Annotated in this window: 17 protein-coding genes and 1 pseudogene; 8 read left to right on the top strand and 10 right to left on the bottom strand. The window is 73.9% G+C overall.

Going from position 1 to position 20,623, the window contains the following annotated elements; all coding sequences use genetic code 11:
- Positions 1-67 precede the first annotated feature (67 nt).
- Together AB0N14_RS05080 and AB0N14_RS05085 are read right to left on the bottom strand one after the other, a co-directional pair.
- On the bottom strand, positions 68-913 hold the full coding sequence (locus AB0N14_RS05080) for an SMP-30/gluconolactonase/LRE family protein (RefSeq protein ID WP_366024337.1): 846 nt from the start codon (positions 911-913) through the stop codon (positions 68-70).
- On the bottom strand, positions 910-1,683 hold the full coding sequence (locus AB0N14_RS05085) for an IclR family transcriptional regulator (RefSeq protein ID WP_366024338.1): 774 nt from the start codon (positions 1,681-1,683) through the stop codon (positions 910-912). Before AB0N14_RS05085 ends, AB0N14_RS05080 begins: the two co-directional genes overlap by 4 nt.
- A 134-nt stretch (positions 1,684-1,817) precedes the next feature.
- Between AB0N14_RS05085 and AB0N14_RS05090 the strand changes: the two genes are divergently transcribed.
- On the top strand, positions 1,818-2,396 hold the full coding sequence (locus AB0N14_RS05090) for a hypothetical protein (protein ID WP_366024339.1): 579 nt from the start codon (positions 1,818-1,820) through the stop codon (positions 2,394-2,396).
- Here the strand turns inward: AB0N14_RS05090 and AB0N14_RS05095 are convergent.
- Positions 2,380-3,249, bottom strand: coding sequence for a hypothetical protein (locus tag AB0N14_RS05095; protein ID WP_366024340.1), 870 nt, complete (start codon positions 3,247-3,249; stop codon positions 2,380-2,382). The genes AB0N14_RS05090 and AB0N14_RS05095 overlap by 17 nt on opposite strands.
- 208 nt (positions 3,250-3,457) lie before the next feature.
- On the opposite strand from AB0N14_RS05095, the pseudogene AB0N14_RS05100 reads away from it, so the two are divergent.
- The 6 genes and pseudogenes from AB0N14_RS05100 to AB0N14_RS05125 all read left to right on the top strand — a co-directional run.
- Positions 3,458-3,888 (top strand): annotated as a pseudogene (locus tag AB0N14_RS05100) (hypothetical protein); the annotation flags it as partial.
- Positions 3,889-3,970: 82 nt separating this feature from the next.
- Positions 3,971-5,494, top strand: a complete 1,524-nt coding sequence (locus AB0N14_RS05105; RefSeq protein ID WP_366024341.1) for an acyl-CoA synthetase — start codon at positions 3,971-3,973, stop codon at positions 5,492-5,494.
- The gene (locus AB0N14_RS05110; protein ID WP_366024342.1) at positions 5,487-6,824 is read left to right on the top strand and encodes a carboxyl transferase domain-containing protein; all 1,338 of its coding nucleotides are present in this window, start codon (positions 5,487-5,489) and stop codon (positions 6,822-6,824) included. Before AB0N14_RS05105 ends, AB0N14_RS05110 begins: the two co-directional genes overlap by 8 nt.
- A gap of 157 nt (positions 6,825-6,981) precedes the next feature.
- Positions 6,982-8,019, top strand: coding sequence for a rod shape-determining protein (locus AB0N14_RS05115; protein WP_366024343.1), 1,038 nt, complete (start codon positions 6,982-6,984; stop codon positions 8,017-8,019).
- Between the two features lie 102 nt (positions 8,020-8,121).
- Positions 8,122-8,547: a DUF6153 family protein gene (locus AB0N14_RS05120; RefSeq protein ID WP_366024344.1), complete on the top strand. Its 426-nt coding sequence runs from the start codon at positions 8,122-8,124 to the stop codon at positions 8,545-8,547.
- Positions 8,548-8,653: 106 nt separating this feature from the next.
- On the top strand, positions 8,654-9,346 hold the full coding sequence (locus AB0N14_RS05125) for a DUF305 domain-containing protein (protein ID WP_366024345.1): 693 nt from the start codon (positions 8,654-8,656) through the stop codon (positions 9,344-9,346).
- A gap of 102 nt (positions 9,347-9,448) precedes the next feature.
- Here the strand turns inward: AB0N14_RS05125 and AB0N14_RS05130 are convergent, their stop codons facing one another.
- Positions 9,449-10,300, bottom strand: coding sequence for a helix-turn-helix transcriptional regulator (locus AB0N14_RS05130; RefSeq protein WP_366024346.1), 852 nt, complete (start codon positions 10,298-10,300; stop codon positions 9,449-9,451).
- Between the two features lie 113 nt (positions 10,301-10,413).
- Here AB0N14_RS05130 and AB0N14_RS05135 point away from each other — a divergent pair, with 113 nt between their 5' ends.
- On the top strand, positions 10,414-11,007 hold the full coding sequence (locus tag AB0N14_RS05135) for an NAD(P)H-dependent oxidoreductase (protein ID WP_366024347.1): 594 nt from the start codon (positions 10,414-10,416) through the stop codon (positions 11,005-11,007).
- A gap of 79 nt (positions 11,008-11,086) precedes the next feature.
- Here AB0N14_RS05135 and AB0N14_RS05140 read toward each other — a convergent pair whose 3' ends face one another.
- From AB0N14_RS05140 to AB0N14_RS05165, 6 genes are all read right to left on the bottom strand, one after another.
- Positions 11,087-11,305: a class IIb bacteriocin, lactobin A/cerein 7B family gene (locus tag AB0N14_RS05140; protein ID WP_366024348.1), complete on the bottom strand. Its 219-nt coding sequence runs from the start codon at positions 11,303-11,305 to the stop codon at positions 11,087-11,089.
- A gap of 468 nt (positions 11,306-11,773) precedes the next feature.
- Positions 11,774-12,067, bottom strand: a complete 294-nt coding sequence (locus tag AB0N14_RS05145) for a hypothetical protein (protein ID WP_366024349.1) — start codon at positions 12,065-12,067, stop codon at positions 11,774-11,776.
- 287 nt (positions 12,068-12,354) lie between these two features.
- Entirely contained in the window at positions 12,355-13,635 is a 1,281-nt protein-coding gene (locus AB0N14_RS05150; protein ID WP_366024350.1) for a TIGR02679 family protein, read from the bottom strand.
- Positions 13,632-17,741 (bottom strand): TIGR02680 family protein, encoded by a 4,110-nt coding sequence (locus tag AB0N14_RS05155; RefSeq protein ID WP_366024351.1) that lies wholly within the window; start codon positions 17,739-17,741, stop codon positions 13,632-13,634. Before AB0N14_RS05155 ends, AB0N14_RS05150 begins: the two co-directional genes overlap by 4 nt.
- Complete coding sequence (locus tag AB0N14_RS05160; protein WP_366024352.1) at positions 17,738-18,967, bottom strand: TIGR02678 family protein; 1,230 nt, start codon at positions 18,965-18,967, stop codon at positions 17,738-17,740. Before AB0N14_RS05160 ends, AB0N14_RS05155 begins: the two co-directional genes overlap by 4 nt.
- On the bottom strand, positions 18,964-20,424 hold the full coding sequence (locus tag AB0N14_RS05165; protein WP_366024353.1) for a TIGR02677 family protein: 1,461 nt from the start codon (positions 20,422-20,424) through the stop codon (positions 18,964-18,966). Before AB0N14_RS05165 ends, AB0N14_RS05160 begins: the two co-directional genes overlap by 4 nt.
- Between the last annotated feature and the right edge of the window lie 199 nt (positions 20,425-20,623).

Genomic DNA, 20,623 nt, shown 5'->3' on the forward strand with positions numbered 1-20,623 from the left:
GGCACCGCACCTCGCCGCGTCGTCGGGTCGCCCGCGTACGCCCAGGAGGCCCTGAGCGGACGAGGGGTCAGCCGGCGAACGCGGGCTGCGCCAGGCCCTTTCCGGCGCCGGGGACGACGAGCAGCGAGCCGGAGAGCGCGTGCGGGGCCTTCAAGCCCGTGCGGGCCGTGGTGATGTAGAGGTCGGCCAGGTCGGCGCCGCCGAACGCGCATGCGGTGGGGCGCTTGACGGGCAGTTCCAGGACGCGGTCCAGGTCCCCGGACGGGGTGTAGCGGTGGATGGCGCCGCCGTCCCAGAGGGCGACCCACGCACAGCCGTCGGCGTCGACGGTCAGCCCGTCCGGGAAGCCGCGGTCCACGTGGGCGAGGGCGCGCCTGCCCACCGGAAGCCCGTCGTCGCCGACGTCGAAGACGTCGATGCGGCGGGTCGGCGAGTCGATGTAGTACATCAGCCGGCCGTCGGGGCTCCAGCCGGTGCCGTTGCTCACGGCGATGTCGTCGAGGACGGTGCGGACGGTGCCGTCGCCGGTGATCCGGGACAGGGTGCCGCCCCCTGGCGCCTCGTCGTAGCGCATGGTGCCCGCCCACAGAGAGCCATCGGGGGCGACGGCCGCGTCGTTGCCGCGGCGGCCGGGGACCGGCTCGCGGTGCAGCCAGCGGAAGGTGCCGTCGGGGTCGCGCAGGCCCACGCCGTCGCGGAGGTTGAGCACCAGGCCGCCGCCGGAGCGCGGCTTGGCGGCACCCACGTGCTGCTCGGTGGTCATGACCGTGCGACGCCCGGAGGCGGGGTCGTACGTGTGCACCCGCGACCCCAGGATGTCGACCCAGATCAGCCGACCGCCGCCGGCGTCCCACGTCGGGCCCTCACCGAGGGCCGCCTCCTCGCGTACGGCGAGCTCGTACGTCGTCGTCATGCGACGCTCCGGTGGCCGAGCCGATCGGAGAGTTCCGCGGCACCCTTCGCGGCGAGCTGCTCCAACTCGGCGAGGCGCTCGTCGCTCCAGCGGATCATGGGCACCGAGATGGACAGTGCGGCGACGACCTGCCCGGTGCGGTCGCGCACGGGGGCGGCGACGCAGCTGACGTCGGGGTTGGACTCGCGGCTCTCCACGGCGATGCCGCGGGCGCGGATCCGGGCCAGGGTCTCGCGCAGGGCCGCCGGGTCGGTGATGCTGTTGGGGGTCATCGCGACCAGCTCGGCGTCGTCCGGGACACGGGCGGCGAGTTCCGGCTCGGGCAGGGACGCGAGGAGCATCTTGCCGACGGAGGTGCAGTGGGCGGGGAGCCGGCGCCCGGCCGCCGACACCATGCGCACGGCGTGCGTGGAGTCGACCTTGGCGATGTAGATGACGTCGGTACCCTCGAGGATGGCCACGTGGACGGTCTCGTCGCAGGTCTCGGCCACGGACCGGGCGACCTGCAGGCCCTCGGCGGCCAGGTCGAGCTGCTCGGCGTAGCGGCTGCCGAGCTGGTACGGGCGGACGCCGAGGCGGTAGCGTCCCGGCTGCCCCTGCACCGGCACGATGTACGAGCGCGCGGCGAGCGTGGTGACGAGCTCGTGCACGGTGGTGCGCGGCAGCTGGAGCTTGCGCACGATGTCGGGGGCGGACAGCGTGCCGTCCCCGTCGAGGAAGAGCTCCAGGATGTCGAGAGCCCGGGTGACGGCAGGTACGAGGCGTCCCACGACCGGCCCCCTCTCCATGTTCGAAATTTCAACTGACGATCGGCATGACGAACACAGGCTAGTCATGGTGCGCTGGGGCGGCAATGGTCCTGCGAGGTGCGGGATTCGGCAGGTGGTCAGCGAGGATGGACTGCATGCCGTCCGCCTTCACGCCCCGTGACTTCCAGCTGGTCCTGCTGCGCCGCATGGCCGACCACAATCCGGACCTGGTGGAGGACGCCCGCCATGAGCTGGGCGTCTCGATCGCGGACATGCGCGAGGCCAACAAGCGCTGGCAGGCGATGGTCCGCTCACCGCGCTCCCGCGCGGCCCTCTCCCGCTACCGCTCGGTCCTGGGCGAACCCGAGTCGACAACCCCTCGCCGCATCGGCGACCTGGACTGCGACGCCCTGCTGTGGCCGGTCCCGCTCTGGCCGGACCTGCGCTTCGAGGTGCTGGTGGCGCCGAATGGGGTGGTGTGGAACGAGTGGCTGGTACGGGCCCCTGGCGCGCCGTCCCCGCCCCTGAAAACCCTGGAGGACCTCACCCCCTGGTCCTGCACGGTCGACGAGGCAGCCCGCGCCTTCGCCCCCGCCCGCCCCCTGGAGGGCACGGCCCCCACCCGCTGGGGCCTGGCCTTCACGGCCCCGGACACGCAGGGCGTACGCCACCAGGTCGCCGCGGAGTTCACCTGGGGGCTCTTGCAGCGGGTGGGCGTCAGCGGGCAGCGGTGAGGATCGCGTCCACAACCACGGGCAGCGACCCGGTGTGGAGGTCGAGGAACAGGTTCGGCTCGACGAGCTCCAGCTCCATCACGCACGGCTGCCCGTCCGCCCCGTCCACCAGGTCCACGCGGGCGTAGAGGAGGTCGGCGTGGCCCGGTACGGCGGCCAGGGCGCGCTCGGCGGTGGCGAGTTCGGCCGGGGTCGGGGTCCAGGGCTCCAGGCCGGGGTGGGCCACCTTCTTCTCGTCGTACGGGGTGCCGGGCGCGAGGACGGCGCCCTTCCGGCTGGCGTGCAGCAGCCGCCCGCCGAAGAACTGCACCGCCCGCTCCCCGCTCACGTCGATGCCCTTCACATAGGGCTGCACCATCGCCGTGAACCCCTCGGCGTGCATGCGGGCGAGCTGCCGTACGGCGGTGTCGTGCTCCCCTGGTGTGTACCGGGCGGCGAACCGGGCGCCGGCGCCCGAGGTGGGCTTGATGACGTACTCGTGGTCGCCGGGCAGGTCGGCGGGGTCGCCGGGGGCGATGTACCGCGCGGGGACGGTGGGGACACCCGCGGCGGCCAGGTCCCCGAGGTACCGCTTGTCGGTGTTCCAGCGCACGACGTCCGCCGGATTGGCCAGCCGCGTGGCCTTCCCGCACCGCTCGGCCCACGCGGTGAACTCGGCCGCCCGCCAGCTGTAGTCCCAGGTGGACCGGATCACGGCCAGGTCGTAGCCCGCCCAGTCGGCGTCCGCGTCGTCCCAGTACACGGCGTCGGCCTCGGCCCCCGCCGCCCGCAACTCCCCTATGAGCACCGGCAGATCGCGGTCGACGCTGACCTCCGGCCCGGGACGGCAGGTGACGAGTGCGACTCGGGCCACGGCTGGACTCCTGTTCGTACGACGAATGCTCCGCGACGATTCCTCCGCGGAGGCTAACAACAGAGCGTGGAACCGGGCACGGGCCGTTGACCTTCACCTTTGGTCAAGCCGCAGCATCGGTGGCGGAACGGACGAGGAACGCCGGAAGGGCGGGGTGCGGCGGTGGAGATGCTGACGATCGGGGCGTTCGCGAAGGCGTGCCGGCTGTCTCACCGCGGCGGTGTGGACCGGCTCGCAGCTCGCCCTCGTCCACATCGGTGACTCCCGGGCGTATCTGCTGCGCGACGGAGGACTGTTCCGGATCATCCACGACCACACGGTCGTCCAGTCGGTGATCGACGAGGGCCGGCTGACACCGGAGGAGGCCGCCGCCCATCCTCACCACGCCTTGCTGCTCAAGTCGTTGACGGGCGGCGACGACGCCGGTGCCGTACCCGATCTGCGGCTCGAGGACACGCTGCCGGGCGACCGGTGTCTGCTGTGCTCGGACGGCCTGTCCGGAGTCGTTCCGGACGAGGAGATCCGCGCCACGCTCACGTCGGCCTCCGCCTCGGACGAGGCGGACGCGCGCTGGTGGGCGCGGCGAACGCGGCCGGCGGTCCGGACAACGTGAGCTGTGTGGTGGCGGAGGTGGTGGAGGCCGCATGGCGGACGGGGCTGTGCGGCACGATGAGTGGGTACGTCCCGTCCGTACGCCCGCCTCGACGCAAGGAGTGTCCGCGTGTCCTCCCTCTTTCCGGCGCTGTCCGATCCCACGGCCGGGCGGCGGCCCGCCCTGCGGTTCGGGGATCGGGGTCTGACCTATGCGGAACTGGCCTCGGCGGCGGGTGCGCTCGCCGGGCGGGTCGGCGGGTTGATGGGGATCCCCCCTGCCCATGGGGGTCCCCCGGCTCGAGCGAAGTCGAGAGTGGGGGAGGAGTCGAGAGCTTGGGGGAGGGTGGCCGTGTGGGCCACGCCCTCCCTGGAGACCGCGGTCGCGGCGGTGGCCGCGCTGAGTGCCGGTGTGCCCTTCGTCCCGCTCAACCCCAGGTCCGGCGAGCGGGAGCTCGGGCACATCCTGGCGGACAGCGCGCCGTCGCTGGTGCTGGCCCCGCCCGGCGTCGAACTGCCCGGCGCGCTCGGCGGACTGCAGCGCGTCGACGTCGATGTGCGGGGCTCCGGGACTCTCCCGCAGGACGGAGCGGGCGACGAGGATCCCGCCCTCGTCGTCTACACCTCCGGCACCGCCGGCCCGCCCAAGGGCGCCGTCATCCCCCGCCGTGCCGTCGCCACCACTCTCGACGCGCTCGCGGACGCCTGGCAGTGGACCGGCGACGACGTGCTCGTGCACGGGCTGCCGTTGTTCCATGTGCACGGGCTGGTGCTGGGCATCCTCGGGCCGCTGCGGCGCGGCGGGTCCGTGCGGCACCTGGGGCGGTTCAGTACGGACGGCGTGGCGCGGGAGCTCGGCGAGGGCGCGACCATGCTGTTCGGGGTGCCGACGATGTACCACCGCATCGCCGAGGCCCTGCCCGCCGACCCCGAACTGGCCAAGGCGCTCGCCGGGGCCCGGCTGCTGGTCTCCGGGTCCGCCGCGCTGCCGGTGCACGACCACGAGCGGATCGCCGCCGCGACCGGCCGCCGGGTCGTGGAGCGGTACGGGATGACCGAGACGCTGATGAACACCAGCGTGCGGGTGGACGGGGAGGCGCGCGCGGGGACGGTGGGGGTTCCGCTGCCGGGTGTGGAGCTGCGGCTCGTCGAGGAGGACGGATCCGTCATCGCGGCCTGCGACGGGGAGAGCGTCGGGGAGATCCAGGTGCGCGGGCCGAATCTGTTCACCGAGTACCTCAACCGGCCCGACGCCACCGCCGCCGCGTTCACCCCGGACGGCTGGTTCCGCACCGGGGACATGGCGGTGCGCGAGCCCGACGGGTACGTGCGGATCGTGGGGCGCAAGGCGACCGATCTCATCAAGAGCGGCGGCTACAAGATCGGGGCCGGGGAGATCGAGAACGCGCTTCTCGAGCACCCGGGTGTCCGGGAGGCCGCGGTCGCCGGGGAGCCCGACGACGACCTGGGCGAGCGGATCGTCGCCTGGGTGGTGCCCACGGATCCCGCGGCGCCACCCGGTGCCGACGAGCTGGCCGGCCACGTGGCCCGCCGGCTCGCCCCGCACAAGCGTCCGCGCGTGGTGCGGTACCTGGACGCCCTGCCCCGCAACGACATGGGGAAGATCATGAAGCGGGCGCTGCGGGATGCCTGAGCGCCTGTCCGCGCGGGACGCCCTCGCCCTTGTCACCGACGACTTCGCGGAACTCCCCTCCCCCGCGCGCGACGGGCAGCCCGACGGTCCGTTGGCCTGGCCCGGCTACGACGCCTCCCGCGCCCGCGCCGCCGCGCGCACCGGCGAGGAGGAGTCCGTCGTCTGCGGGCACGCCACCGTCGGCGGCACCCCGGTCGTGCTGATCGCGTTCGAGTTCGGCTTCCTCGGCGGCTCCCTGGGCGAACGCACCGGGGACCGGTTGGAGGCGGCCCACGTCCACGCCCGTGAGCGGCGCCTCCCGGTGGTGTCGCTGGTCGCGACGGGCGGCAGCCGGATGCAGGAGGGCATGCTCGCGCTGACCCAGTTGCAGCGCGTGGCCCGCCAGTCGGCGCTCACGCGCGCGGCCGGTCTGCCCCAGCTCGCGGTGTTGCGGGACCCGACGACGGGCGGCGGCTGGGCCACGCTGGGCGCGGGCGCCGACGTGGTGCTGGCCCTGCCGGAAGCCCAGGTCGGCTTCGCGGGCTCCCGGGTGCGCCCACCGGACGCCGACCCGGCGGCGTACACCGCTCAGGCGCAGCTCGCGGCGGGCACCGTCGACGCGGTCGTACGGCCCGGAGAGCTGCGCGAGACGCTGGGCCGGTGGCTGGAGCTGCTGACGGCGCCCTCCACCGAACCCGCGCCCGTGCCCGGCGCGCTCGGCCGGATGGACCTCCCGACCACCGGCTGGGACGCGGTGCGGCGCACCCGCGACCCGCAGCGTCCCCGCGCGCACGCCTACCTGGACGCCTGCTTCACCCACCGGGCGGCCATCAGCGGCGACCGCTGCGGCGGCACCGACCCGGACGGCATGCTCTGCGGCTTCGGCACCCACGACGGCCGGACCATCGCCTACGCCGCCCAGACCGGCACCGCGACCCGGCCCGCCGGATACCGTACGGCCGCCCGGCTGATCCGCCTGGCGGACCGGCTGTCCCTGCCGGTGCTGACGCTGGTGGACACACCGGGCGCCGCCAACGACGCCGACGCCGAACGGCAGGGCGCGGGCGCCGCGATCGCCGGCCTGTTCGCCGCGGTCGCCACCGCCCGTACGCCGATCACCACGCTGGTCATCGGCGAGGGCGGCTCAGGCGGCGCCCTCGCGCTCGCCGCGCCCGGGAACACGTGGGTCACGCCGGACAGCTACTTCTCCGTCATCGCCCCCGAGCTCGCCGCCGCGATACTCAAGCGCCCGCCGGAGCAGGTGCGGGAGACGGCAGACCAGCTCCGGGTTCGGCCCCAGGACCTGGTCGCCCTGGGGGTGGTACGGGGGATCGCCGGCGCCGCTACGTGAGGAGCGGACCCCGTACAAGGTCCCCGGTGCGCGACGCGCCCAGGACCACCCGCCCGGACCACCCCGAGGGGCGCGGGCCCGCTTCACGGCGGAGGATGCGGAGAAGAGGCCCGCCGCCCGGCGGCCCGCCCGCGGTCCGTTCTCGGGAGGTACCGCCATGACCGTCAGCCTGGACCAGCTGCGCCGCTGCCACTTCGCCGTCGACCTGGGCGCGGCGAGGACCCGCGTCTACGTCAAGGGCGCCGGTCTGGTGGTGGACCAGCCCAGTGCGGCGGCCGTGAACACCCGCACGGGAGCGCTGATCGCGGTCGGTGAGTTCGCCGAGAAGATGACGGGCCGCACGCCCTCGTACATCCGCGTCGTCCGGCCCGTCTCCGGCGGTACCGTCGTCGACATCGAGATGGCCCAGCGCATGCTGCGCCACCTGCTCGGCGAGAAGCTCCGCCGCAGCCTGCGCCGCAAGCCCCGGCTGCGGGCCGCCGCCTGCACCCCGCACGACGCGGACCCGCTGGCCCAGCGCGCGGCCGTGGAGACGCTGGTCGGGCTGGGGGCGCGCAGGGTGGAGCTGGTGGACACGCTCGTCGCGGCGGCCGTGGGGTGCGGGCTGCCCGTCGAGCGGCCCGAAGCCTCCATGATCATGGTGTGCGGGGCCGCCGCCACCCAGATCGCGGTGCTGTCGCTGGGGAACATCGTGACCGCCGAGCGCATCCCGGTGGGCGGCGAGGCCGTCGATCACGCCATAGTGCAACACCTGCGGCACGAGCACGCGTTGATGCTCCCGAGCCAGTCCGTACGGCCGCTGCGGCTCGCCCTGTGCGCGGGCGGGTTCACCTCGGACGGGCCCGCCTCCACCGAGATCATGGGGCGGGACGTGGCGACCGGGCTCGCGCGCTCCGTGAAGGTCGACACGGCGGCCGTGCGGAACGCCATCCAGACCCCGCTGACCGCCGTCCTCGACGGCATCGGCAAGGTGCTGCGGGACTGCCCGCCCGATCTGGTGGCCGACCTCGCCGACCGCGGGATCATGATGGTCGGGGGCAGCGCGCTGCTGCCGGGGCTCGACGACATGCTGCGCCAGGCGACCGGCATGCCCGTGCACATCGCCGAACGGCCCGACATCTGCGCGGTCCAGGGCCTGGGCGCGATGCTGGAGGGCAGGATCCAGCCTCTGACGCTGGATCCGCTGGCGGCCTGAGCCTCCGACCGCGCTGAAGGCCGGACGGACTCCGGCGGGAGCCGGACGGCGTTCCGGGTGGCCTCCGCAGGCAGCGGCGAGCGGTTCCGTACGATGGGCGCCATGACGTCCGGCGTGTGCACCCGCTCCTCGGTGAGCCGTGCCCGCTGGGTGCTGCTGGTGATGGCGGTGCTGGCCGGGGTGCTGGCCATGCACGCGCTGTCGCCGTCCGGGACGCCGTCGGCGGGGCAGCACGTCATGGTGGGGGCGCCGGCGGCAGGACACAGGACCGCAGCCGCACCCGCTCACGCGGACGACTGCGCGTGCCGCCACCTGTCGAACGCCGGCCATGGCGGGATGGCCATGGACCACTCAGGCGGCACCTGCGCGGCCGGAGGCACCGCCGCCTCCTACGTACCGCCCGCCCTGCTGCCCGCGCTCACGGTTCCCGGGGAGTGCGCCGCGGCCTTCTCCGGTCCTCCGGTCGCGCGGACGGCCGACGGCCGGGCTCCGCCCGACCTGTCCGAACTGCAGCTTCTGCGGATCTAGAGGCGCCCGCACGACACCTCTCCTCTCAGGTGGCGTGCTCCGGTCCGTCTCACGATCCGTTCTTCCCGCGCGCCTGCGCGGGGTGTTCCAAGGAGCTGTACTTCTCATGGCATTTCGCCGTTCCCCGATCCGCCGTACCGCCGCGCTGGCCGCGGCCGCGACCGCAGCGGTGGTGCTGACCGCCTGCGGCGGCAGCGACTCCTCCTCCTCGCCCTCCTCCTCGTCCTCCGCCTCGTCGGGGCACTCCGGCCACGGCATGGGGTCGATGTCCCCGGCCGCCCCCTCGGGCGCCGCCTCCGCGGGGCAGGGCGGCCACAACGCGCAGGACGTGACATTCGCGCAGGAGATGATCCCGCACCACCGCCAGGCCGTGGCCATGGCCGGCCTGGCCCCGTCGCGGGCCGCCTCCCAGGACGTCAAGGACCTCGCCGCGACGATCCGGAAGGCACAGGACCCGGAGATCGCCACCATGTCGGGCTGGCTGAAGGCGTGGGGCGAGAAGGTCCCCGACGACAGCGGGTCAGGCATGGAGAGCATGCCGGGCATGGACCACTCCGGCTCGTCGATGCCCGGCATGATGTCGGACGGGGACATGAAGAGGCTTCAGAGCCTGTCGGGTGACGCCTTCGACAAGGCCTTCCTCCAGATGATGATCGGCCACCACGAGGGCGCGATCGCCATGGCGAGGACCGAACAGGCCAAGGGCTCCTACGGTCCCGCGCAGACGATGGCGAAGTCGATCGTCACCTCGCAGTCCGCCGAGATCACGGAGATGAAGAAGATGCTCGGCGAGCAGTAGGCAGAAGTCAGTAGGAAGCAGGCCCAGGGCCGGTTCGGGGCGGCGGCGGTGCGGCCGCTGCCCCGGATCCGGGTCCGTTCGCACCCGGGCGACGGCGGAGTGTCAGGTGACGGCGCGGAGCCTGCCGAAGGGCCGGTGGCCCAAGGACCGCCGGCGGAGCTGATCGACGCTCCGGGCGGTCTCCTCGTCCGCGGGCAGGTGAACGACCAGTTGCTGCGCGTCCGCGGAGAGTTCGAGCGTCTCCCGGTGGAACCGGAGTTCGTGTGCTGTGGGGTGGTTCAGTCGGAGCACGCCGCGCTTCGGGACCATGTGCCGGTTCAAGCGCCGTGTGAAGTCGGGACCGGCGAGGGGCGCGAGTTCCGCGGTGAACCACTCGGAGCTCTCGACGGACGGCCCGAGCCACAGGTCGAAGGCCTGCTGGTCCGCGATGTCGTCCCAGTCGGCGAAGAAGGTGCGGGCCCGGGGGTCGGTGAACACATAGCGGGTGAGGTTCGGCGCGCCGGTCTCCAGCAACCCGGTTCCGTCCATCAGCCACGCGTATCCGCTGGTGTGGGCGAGGACGTCGCCCAGCCGGTTCGTCACCAGCGCGATCTCCGGCTCGAGGAGGCGCAGGGTCTCCAGCACGGACGGCCGGACCTCGCGCCGAGGCGGCGCCGGCCGGGTGTGGGCGACACACTCACCGCCGCTGATCTTCGCGAGGTAGCGCAGGTGGTTGCGCTCCGAGGGGTCGAGACTGAGGGCGTCCGCGAGCGCGTTCACCACCGCCACGGAGGGGTTGCGGTCGCGGCCCTGCTCGATACGGGTCAGGTACTCGACGCTGATGCCGGCCCGCGCGGCCACGTCCGTGCGTCGCAGACCGGGTGAACGGCGGCGGCCGTGATCCGGAATCCCCAACTCGTCCGGCTGGATACTGTCGCGCTTGGCCCGGACGAAGTCACCCAACGGTGTACCCATGCCGCGAGCATACGGTGACGCGTTGCCGGTCGTGGAGTGCTGAGGGTGGCCCTGCGGGGGCCAGCCTGAGCCCGGCCTGGTTGCGGTCGCCGCGGCGGCCGATGGTGGTGGGCATGGAGAACACGCACAAGCTGGTGATCATCGTTGGCAGCGTCCGGGAGGGCCGGTTCGGTCCCGCGGTGGCCTCATGGGTCGCCGATCAGGCCCGTGCCCACGGGGGATTCGACGTCGAGGTCGTCGATCTGGCGGACGTCGAGGTCCCGTTGGCCCTGCCCGCCGTGTCGCCGAAGCTCGCGGGCGACGACTACCCCCGTCCGGCCGGGATGGAGCCCCTGACGTCGGCACTCGACGGCGCGGACGCGTTCGTCATCGTCACGCCGGAGTACAACCACAGCTATCCGGCGTCGTTGAAGGCGGCCATCGACTGGCATTTCACACACTGGACGGCCAAGCCGGTCGCGTTCGTCAGCTACGGCGGTGCGGCAGGTGGCCGGCATGCCGTACTGCATCTGGAGAACGTTCTGACCGAGTTGCACGCGGTGACGATCCGCGACGGTCTCGCCTTCCCGAACTACTTCACGGCGTGGCAGGACGGTCAGCCGCTCGACCCCCAGGCCCCCGGGTACGCCAAGACGTTGCTGGACCAACTCACCTGGTGGGCGGGTGCGCTTCGGTCGGCACGCGAGGCCGCCCCCTACCCGGCGTGAACCGGGCGCAGCACGACAAGAAGGGGCCGTCCGCCCCGCGCGAGGAGCGCGGGGCGGACGGCCTCTTTCGAGCCGGCGGTCAGAAGGAGACGTTGACGCCGGCCTGGTGGTAGGCGCCGAGGGTGCCGACGGTGCCCAGGGCAACGCCCTCGACGGTGCCGACCTGAGCCAGGACGTCCGCGTCGCTGACCGTCGTCGGGCCGACGACCGCGCTGGCGTGCGGGGCCAGGCCGCCGGAGACGTTGTCGAGCTCGGCGTCGGACAGCTCGGTGGTGTGAACCTGGGGAGCGGAGTTCATGATGGAACTTCCCTTCGCATGTGGGTTCCGCAAGGGGGGAGCGTCCCGCTGGGGACAAGTGGCGGGCCGCGACCGCGGGCGTGCGGCATCCGTTACCGGCCACCCTTCGCACGACCCCGCGGCGCCTGAGATCAAAGCACGGAGTGCGCCGGCTATCCAATCAACCGGCGCTTCCACCAAAGCGGTTGACCGCGCAGGCCACGCATCGGTAAAGGCGCGCGCACGAATTGGGGGCGGTTTCTCCACACGCCGCGCGGGGCCGGGGACGGGGCCGGTGTTTCCCCCGTGATGCGGAACAGGGCATTCCGCACCAATGGAGCGCGCTCCGGCAGGCCGGCGTGGAGATCCCTCGCACCTCGTGCCGCAGTTGCGCATTCGCGGTGCAGATTCGCCGAACCCCGGGTGCCGACGGCTCGCCCCGCCGAAGAGGGGCGCCCCGCCCGTCCGTGATCGGACGGGAACCGTCCGTCAGGAAACAGAAACCGGTCCGGGAACCCGTCCGCGAGCGGACGGAAAGTGGTGTTCCGCGACGGCTCCACCGGGCGCTCGCCGGGAGGTCTGCGGCGCGGCGGTCGGGGCCGGGTAGGTCTGCGGCGCGGCGGTCGGGGCCAGGTAGGTCTGCGGCGCGGCGGTCGGGGCCAGGTAGGTCTGCGGCGCGGCGGTCGGGGCCGGGTAGGTCTGCGGCGCGGCGGTCGGGGCCGGGTAGGTCTGCGGCGCTGAGATCTGGACTGCGGAGATCTGGGCTGCGGAGGTCGTCGCCACCGCTGCGTGATCTTCCGTCGACGACCTTGCCCTCCCGTGAGGGGAGCCGGGGGAGGTCCGGCTGCATCAAGTCCAGGGTGAGCAATGGGGTGGTCCGCTTCGCACCCTCCGGCAGCGGAATTGCCTTCCGAGGGGGAGGGCCGGCCTCTCCCCCACCACTTGTCGTTGAGGTCGTACATGGTGATGAGGTCGACGGGATGGCCGCAGGCGTTCGCACCACCCCGTTGAGGCCCCTGCGCGGTACCGGACAGACGGTGAGACGGCGACGGCGCCGTAGCCGCCCCCGCTCACCGGCCGAGGTCGGCCAGCAGGTCGTCGAGTACCGTCTCCTCCTCGATGCGCACGCCGAGTCCGGTGAGGGCCGCGGGCAGGTCCGGGTCCCACGCGGCGGTGGTCGGCGTGCCGGTCAGGGGCGAGGCCAGTGGGGTGGCAGCGACTGCGGTGCGGTAGTCGGCGACCGTGTAGCGCCAGGGGTGCCAGGGGACGCGGCGCAGCAGGCCGGAGGCGATACGCAGGCCGCCCCAGTCGAAGTCGCCGTGGTAGCGCAGCGTGGTTCCGTGGGCGTGCAGGTGGCGCAGCAGGATGAGGGCGGCGGCCGAGGGCTGGCCCTGGAGGCAGACCAGCGGCGGGCAGGCGGCGCCCAGGGTGTCGGCCGCAGTGGCCAGGACGGCCGGGTTCTCGCAGACGCGGAGGACAGGGGGTGCCGTGCGCGGCGGGTGCCGGGTGAGCTGCCGTAGCGTCAGGACTGCCGGTTCGCCCTCGTCAGACGACCAGTCGAGGGCGGGGGAGCCGCGCAGGCCCAGGGTCAGGACGGTGGAGGACAGGGCGTCCTTGAGGAGCCCGGCCGACGCCCATGCCTCGCGGCGCCACTCGGCGCCGCTGCCGTCCGGGAAGCCGGTCAGCGTGCGGGCTCCGGACAGGACGAGGGTGGCGAGCGGGGTGCCGTCGTCGAGGGCGTGGGCATCGCCGAAGGCGCCGGCGGCGAAGGCGGGCAGGGACACGGCGGGCTCGGCCGGCAGCCGGCACAGTGCCTTGGCGGTGTCCCCCAGCAGGCTCTTCGCCGCCTGCGGAGTGCGGGCGAGCCGGCGTACGAGGCCGTCCGAGACGATCCGCTCGGCCCAGTCGGCCAGTTCGGGCCTGCCAGTGCGGATGAGCTCGTCGAGCGGGGCGTACGCGTCCCGCCAGGCGCGCTCCTCCCGCTCGCGTACGTCGGCCAGCCGGGCGACATGTCCTGTGAGGGCGGTGACGGCTGCTTCCAGGCCGTCGGGGCTGATGCCGGAACGGCGCAGGACGGCGTCCACGGCGTCGAGACGGACGCTCAGCGCGCGTCCGGCACCCGGGGCGCGGCCCAGCAGCCGTTCGGCGGCGGCCCTCTGCGCGGCGGTGGGGGCGCTCAGGGAGACCGGGCCGGTGAGGGGTTCGTCCCGCGCCATGCGGCGGCGTACGCGGTCGATCAGCCAGGCGAGGTCGGGGCCGCCGAGCAGCCGGGTCAGGCGGTCGCGGTCGACGGGTGCCGCGGACTGTCGGTGGGTGTCCCTGAGCTCGCTCGTGTCCGCCCGCTCGCTCATGTCCACAGCGTGTCCTCGGTTTCAGCCGCGTCCGGAGTTGCCCGCGGACCGGTCTGCGCCGGGATGCCCTTCGTCAGGCGACCCGGTTCGCTGCCCCTGACCCGTGCGGTCCCGTCCCACTCCCAGCGGGTCACCAGGACGGCCGGGATCTCGTCGACGCGGGAGAGCTGGGCGATGGCGATACCGGGAACCTGCGGGTAGCAGGCCCATTCGCGTTCGGAGGTCATCACCACATCCAGGTCGAAGGCGTGCAGCAGGCCAAGGCACTTGGCGCGGGAGTCGTCGTCGACCCCGGCGAACGCCTCATCCAGGGTGACCAGCCGCGGGGCATCGGACCCGGCCGTGGCGTAGTGCGAGGAGGCCGCGGCGAACAGCGGCACGCTCACGGCCAGGACGCGTTCGCCGCCGGAGGCGGGCCCTGCGGCGGGAACCCATTTGCCGTGCTGGTGCCGTTCGATGCCGAACTCGTGCCAGGCGCGGTAGTCGAGGGCCGCGGTGAGCACCTCCAGCCAGCTGCCCGCAGTGTCGTCGGCCTGGCGGCGGGCGATCTCGGCCTGCAGGAACTCGCCGACCGCGGCCCGGTCCTCGGCCGTCCAGGCGTCGGCGGACTGGCGCAGCCGCTCGCGGGCCTGTGCGAGCCCGGCCGGCGCCTTGCGGGAGGGACGCCAGAGGAGCCGCAGTCTCATGCCGGTGGAGGTGGGCCGCTCCCGGAGTTCTGCGTTCATGGCCTGTACCCGGCGCTCGGCGGCGCCGACCAGCTCCTGCAGGGTGCCGGCGACCTCGGTCAGCAGGTGGGTTTCGAGGATCTCCCGCTCGTGCGCGGACAGGATGCGGGTCAGCTCGGCGACCTCCACGGCGAGGGCCTCGGCGAGGTCGGGGACAGCACGCGTACGGCCCTGGTAGACGATCTCGACGACCATGCCGTCCTCGGTCATCCGGGCGGAGGCGCTGTGACCGCCCCGGGAGAGAGCGTCCTGGAGCTTCTTGTACTCCTCGCTGAGCCGCTTCTGCACACGCTCCCAGGCGCCGTCGGAGTCGTCGGTGCCGGACAGGTCGCTCTCGATGGCGCGAGCGAGGGCGATGGCCGGGGTGGCGGCCCAGGGTCCCGCGTCCAGCGGCGGTACGGCCGTCTCGGGCAGGGCGACGGCGAGCAGCCCGGTGGCCGCGAACCGCTGGAGTGCGGCGATGGCCTCGGCGCGGGCCGCTGTGGCCTCGTGGACGTCCACTTCCAGGCGTTCGATGTGGCCGAGTGCCAGGTGGGCGCGCCGGTCTGCGGCCGTGTGGTCCTCGCGTGCGCGGCGCTGCTCGCGGTCGCACACGGTGAGCGCGTCGGCTGTGTCGGCAAGGCGCCGCTCCAGCTCTGCCACAGCGGTGCCGACGGTGGAACGCAGGGTGGCGTGGCGCTCGTCGGCGGCAGTCGCGATACGGGCCGTCCCCTCGGCGCGCTGGGCCAGCTCGGCCACCTTCTCCTCGGTCCGCCGGGCTTCCGCGCGCTCGTCGGCCAGGGCCCGTGCCGCGTCGGCCCGCTCGCGCAGCGCGGGCCACAGCCCGGCCAGGACGGCGGTGTGGTCGGCCAGGGCCTGGCGGACGGCGGCGAGGTCCGCCCGGGTTGTGGGCAGGTTCACCGCGGCGGCGGTGTCGGCGAGTTCGGTGGCGGCCTCGGCCTCCTGTCGGGAAGCCTCGGCGAGTTCGGCGGCGTGTTCGTCGCGGCGGGCGCGGGCCCGGTGCGCGGCGTCCGAGGCCGCGGCGGCGAGGGCGTGCGCGTGGCGCAGGGCGGCGTCGTCGGGGACGCCGGTCAGTTCGGCGTCCAGGGTGGTGCGGCGCCGGACGACCGCGGCACGTTCGGCGTCGAGGCGTGCCATGTCCCCGGCGTATGCGGCGAGTTCGTCGTGCAGGGCGGTGATCCGGGCGCGGCGGGCCTCCTCGCGGGCGCCCTCGCCGACGTACACGGCGACCTGCTTCGACCAGGTGCCGGTCAGCGCGCCGACGCGGAAGCAGCCGTCCGCGCTCACCCAGGTGTCACCGCCCGAGCCGAGGCCCACACCGGCGAGGAGGTGGGCGACGGTCTGCTCGCCCACCGCCGCGGCCTGGGGATCGCCGTGGTCCACGGCCGGGCGGAGCACGTCGGCGAGCGTGTGCCCGGCGATCGGGCCGGCGGGCGAGAGCAGGACGTCGTGCCCGTCCGCGTGCAGGGCGGTACCGTCCGGGCGCACCCAGGCGTCCAGGAGCCCGGACGCCTCCAGCGCGGCCTCCAGACCCGCCCGTTCACCGGCAGGGACATGGTCCCGGAACTCGACCAGCCGCCACAGGGGCGCGCCCGGGACCTGCTCGCGCAGCCCAGGGGTACGGGTGTGCGGCGACGCCGGCCCGCGCTGGCCGCCTGCCTCCAGCTCGGCCAGCTCCCGCTCGGCCTCGGCGCGCCGGGCCTGCAGGCCGGCCAGTTCCTGCCCGAGGACGGCTGCCTGGTCGGCCAGATGCGCCGCTCGTGCGCGATGGCCCTGGCCGGCTGCCTCCCGTGCCGGGTAGGGGCCTTGGCAGTGGGTCACCCAGTCCTGCAGCGCGTCGAGCAGCCCGGCGGGATCGGGTACGGCGAGTTCGTCGCAGGCGTCCAGGTGGGCGCGGACGCGGGCGACGAGGTCCGTGCCCGCCGCCTCGGCGGCTTCTTCCGCCTCGGCCTGCCGCCGCGCGGTGTGGCCGGCCTCGGTGTCGGCCTCATCCAGGCGGCGGGCGGCGGCGCGCCGCTCGGCGGCCGCCCGGTCGGCGCGGTCCGCCAGCTCCTCCACGTGCTCGACGGTGCGCCGCCTGCGGGCCACCACCTCCTCGGCGGCACGCCGCAGTTCGGCCTCCGACGCCCCGTCGGTGCGCGGCGTGCCGTCGAGGCGGGCCGCCGCAGCCGTGTCCCGGGCGCGCTCGGCCAGGTCGGCGACGCGTTCCTCGGCCGCCACAAGGCGCCGCTCGGCCGTACCGAGGCGCCCCAGGGCCCGGGTGTGCACCTGGGCCGCGTCCTGGCGGTCGGCCTCGGCTCGCTTCAGCTCCTCGGCGGTGCGGCGCGCCTCTGCCGCCGCCTGCTCCAGCTCCCGGGCACTGCGCATCTCGGGTCCCTCGCGCAGCGCGGCCTGCTGTGCCTTCAGCCGCGTGGCCCTCTCCTCCAGCTCCGCGAACCGCCCGGCCGCAGCCTCCCTGTCCGTCTCGGCCTGCTCCCGCTCGGCCCGGGCCTGGGCCAGGTCGCGGTGCAGCTGCTCGTAGCGGGCATGCTCGCTGCGGGGCAGCCGGGCGCGGCGGCGTGCGGCCACGCGGGCGTAGCGCCGGTAGTGGTCCAGGAAGGCGGAGGCTGCCCGCTCGGCCTCGCTCGCTGCCCGCAGCTCCTCCTTCTCCTCGTCCAGGGAGCGGAACGCCTCCGCCACGTCGGCGATCACGGCCTGGTCCATCGGCGGCAGCGCCTCGGTCAGGGCGCGGGACAGGGCGGCCTCGTTGGGCCGTTTCGACAGCTGCGGCTGGCGTAGCTGGACCAGCAGGTCGACCAGGGCGGCGTAGCGTCGCTCGCCAAGGCCGAACAGCGCCTCATCGACGGCCCGCCGGTACGCCGTGGCCGTGTCGTACACCATGCCGTGCCCGGCGAGAGCCTCCACGAGCCGGTCCTGCGACAGGGCGGTGCCGGTCGCGTCGAGCAGGCTCAGGTCCTTGCCGATGCGCTGGTCGGTGACGGCGTACCAGTGGCGGGCGATGCCCCGGCCCGCCACGGCCTTCAGCCCGCAGGCGAGGGTGCGGAAGTGGGCGCGCCCGGTGTCCTCCTCGACACGGCCGAACTCGATCCAGGTGTAGCCGAGCCGCTCGGGGTGGGGGTGTTCCCCGCCGAGCAGCAGGTTCCACTCCATGCGCTTGCCCGGGTCGGCGTCGGGCTCCACCCGGCGCGGCGACAGGTCGCCGTCCAGCAGGAACGGGAGCGTGAGGGCGAGCACCTTGGACTTGCCGGTGCCGTTGTTGCCGCGCAGCAGCAGGCGGCCGTCGCGGAACCAGAACTCCTCGGTGTCGTAGTAGAAGAGGTCGACCAGGCCGATGCGCAGCGGCCGCCACCGGCCGGGCACGGGGTGGGGCAGGGCCGTCACGGTTGCTGTGCCTTTCGCTGGGAGGTGCGGTGTGCGGGTTCCACGACGACGGTCTCGCCAACCGCGTACCGGGCGAGCGCGGGCAGCGCGGCCACGCCGGCGGGAGTGCGCTTCACCAGGCCCAGCCCGGTCAGTTTGGCCAGCGCCTGCTCGACCAGTTCCCCCTCCGTGCCCGGCTGCTTGGCGCTCTTGGACCAGAACGCGCCGTGGACCGCGGCCAGTTCCCGCACTCGGCGCTCCAGTTCACCCCGGCTGACCTCGCCGTCCGCGGCGGCGAGGTGCTCGGCGAGCAGCAGGGTGACATGCCCGTGGGTGCCCTGTTCGGGCATGCGTACGTCGGTGAGGTCGTCGTGGGGGTCGACCATGGCGATGCCCTCGGCCCGCACCTCGGGCACCAGACCGGTCAGTTCGCTGACGCGTGCGGTGAGGAAGGCGCGTTGGCGGGTGAGGTAGGCCAGCTCGTCGTCGGTGAGCTCGTCGTAGTACAGCACGGGGTCGTCGAGGAGGCGGCGGGTGAGCTTCTGGCGGATCGCGCGGAACCGCAGCTCGTCGCTGTCCAGGGCACTCTCCGCGGTGAGTGCGTTCAGCCGCTCCTCGAAGCCGTCCACGTCGATCAGTGACGGGCCGTGGCGGGCGGCGAGCAGCCCGGCCAGGACGCGGCGCTCCACGTCGTAGAGCACGTCGCCGGCCCCGCTGACGTAGGCGTCCTCGTCCCCGGCCACCCGGCGCAGCACCCCGTACCGCAGCAGCAGCCGTACGACGGCGGCGAGGTCCAGGCGTTCCTCGCGCCGCTCCAGTGTGAACTCCACACCGGCGGCGGCCAGATGCGGGTCGGCGGCGTCGAGCACCACCTGTTCGGCGAGGCGGCCGAGCGCGATCTGGGCCTCCCCGCGTTCCAGTGCGGCCAGCGCCAGGCACAGCAGAACGTAGCGGCGGCGGGTGAACGGCACACCGGCGCGGGACGCCTCGCGCGCCGGGTGGGTCGCGTCGGCCAGGGTGCCGGGCGTCCTGCGCAACCGGGCGGACTCCGCGTCCACCCGCAGCGACCAGCCGGTGTTGCGGTCGAACCAGTCGCGCAACTCGGCGGCGTACCGGCGCACCAGGCGGTAGGCCTCGGCGCCAGGGCCGCGGGCGAGCAGCAGCGGCTCCTTCAGCAGGGCGCGGGCGGCCCTGTGGAACTCGGCGGTGCGCCGGCTGTCCAGCACCTCGCCCAGGGATGTGGTCATCGCGCCTCCCGCGCAAGGATGCTCTGCGTGAGGTCGGTGATCTCGACGGTGTGGTCGGGGCCCCGGAACACCCCGCCCGGCGTGCGGATCTCGGCCTTCGTCCCGTCGTCGAGGGCGGTGAGGCGGATCTCCATCGTGCCGTCGTTGCTGGTCGCCGCGGTCGTGGTCGTGCCGGGCCGCCAGGTGGCCAGGGCGTCGCCGAGCAGCCGGAGGAACAGGCCGAAGGCCACCGGGTCCAGCTCGCCGAGCGCGGACAGACGGGTGATGCCGTCCGTAGCCAGCCGGGCGCGGGCGGCCGCGATCTCCTCGGCCTGCTTCTCGGCGAGCTCGGCCAGCTGCCGCCGCTGCTCGGACCGGTCCTGCACTCTGCGGGGCTTGCCGCGCCGCTCGTAGCTTCCGGTACGGCGCAGCTGCGGGCTGATCCGCAGCGGTTCCGCCTCGGCCCAGGGGGTGGAAGGGGCCACCGGGCGCGCAGCGCGTTCGGCGAGGGTGTCGGCGTCGACGGTGAGGTGACGGGCGGGGTAGAGGCCGAAGGCGGCGCGCCAGAGCCGGTGCCGCGCCTCGTCGTCCGGGGCTTCGGCGAACCAGCAGGCCAGGGTGCGGAAGTCCGCCGACCGGTCCGAGCGCCCGGCCCGCCGCTCGTTCAACTGCCGTACCACTGCCAGGAGTTGCGGAATCGCGCCGAGCGCGCGTCCGCGCAACAGGCGGGCCTGGGACTCGCGGCCGTCCGCCGACACGAACCAGGCGGCGAGTCCGGCCCAGCGCCCCGCCCACCGCTCGTACGCCTGCGTTTCGGCGGTGTCCGCCTCGTCCGGAGCGGCATCGGCGGCCTCCCGCACGGCCGCCAGCCGCAGCAGCAGGCTCACCCGGCCCTGGTCCTCCAGTTCGCCGATGAGCAGGGCGATCCGTCCGCCGAGAGTGATCAGGTCCTGGATGAACCGCTCCAGGTACTGGATCAGCCGGTCCTTGTAGGCGAGGAACAATTCCACCTCGACGCCGTGCAGGTCGATGGTGCGCTGCAGCGACCCCATGAACGCCCGCGCGTTCTCGGCCAGCGCCTCGAACCGGCTCGTCAGTGCGGACAGCGCCAGATGCACCTTGGCCGCGTCCGGCTCCTCCTGTGCGGCGAGCACGAGCAGCGCCCGTAGGTGCGTGACGATGTCGTGCAGCGCCACCGCCTGGAGTGCTCCGCGCCGCCCCAGTGCCTCGTCGTACACGGACAGCGCCTGCTCGGCGGCCTCGCCGGTCTGGGTGAGCTGGTAGATGAAGCGTCTGCGGTAGAAGTCCTCGACCGCGGTGACCCGGGAGGTGTCCGGATCCGCCCGCAGATTGCCCCACCCGACGAGGCTGTCCAGCGCCTTGACGACGGCGTCCGGGCCGGCGGGGCGATCCTCCGGCGGCAGCGCCGCGTGCACGTCCTCGGGCCGCAGATGCACCGCGAACCGCTCCTTGGCCAATCAGGAAAACGTGCATCACCTGGCGGTAGAGGGCGGCGTTGGGTGCGGTGAGGTGGGCAAAGGGGGCGTATGAGGTCTCGGACTCTGCGTGTGCGGTGGCCTCAGCGGGTCCGGTGGGCCTGGAGCTGTCCGGCTCGGCAGAATGCGGCGTCATCGTCCTGGCATTCTTCCCGACGAAGCCCCCGCTGCGGCAATCAAG

The organism is Streptomyces sp. NPDC051104 (assembly GCF_040682835.1).
Taxonomy (GTDB): domain Bacteria; phylum Actinomycetota; class Actinomycetes; order Streptomycetales; family Streptomycetaceae; genus Streptomyces; species Streptomyces cynarae.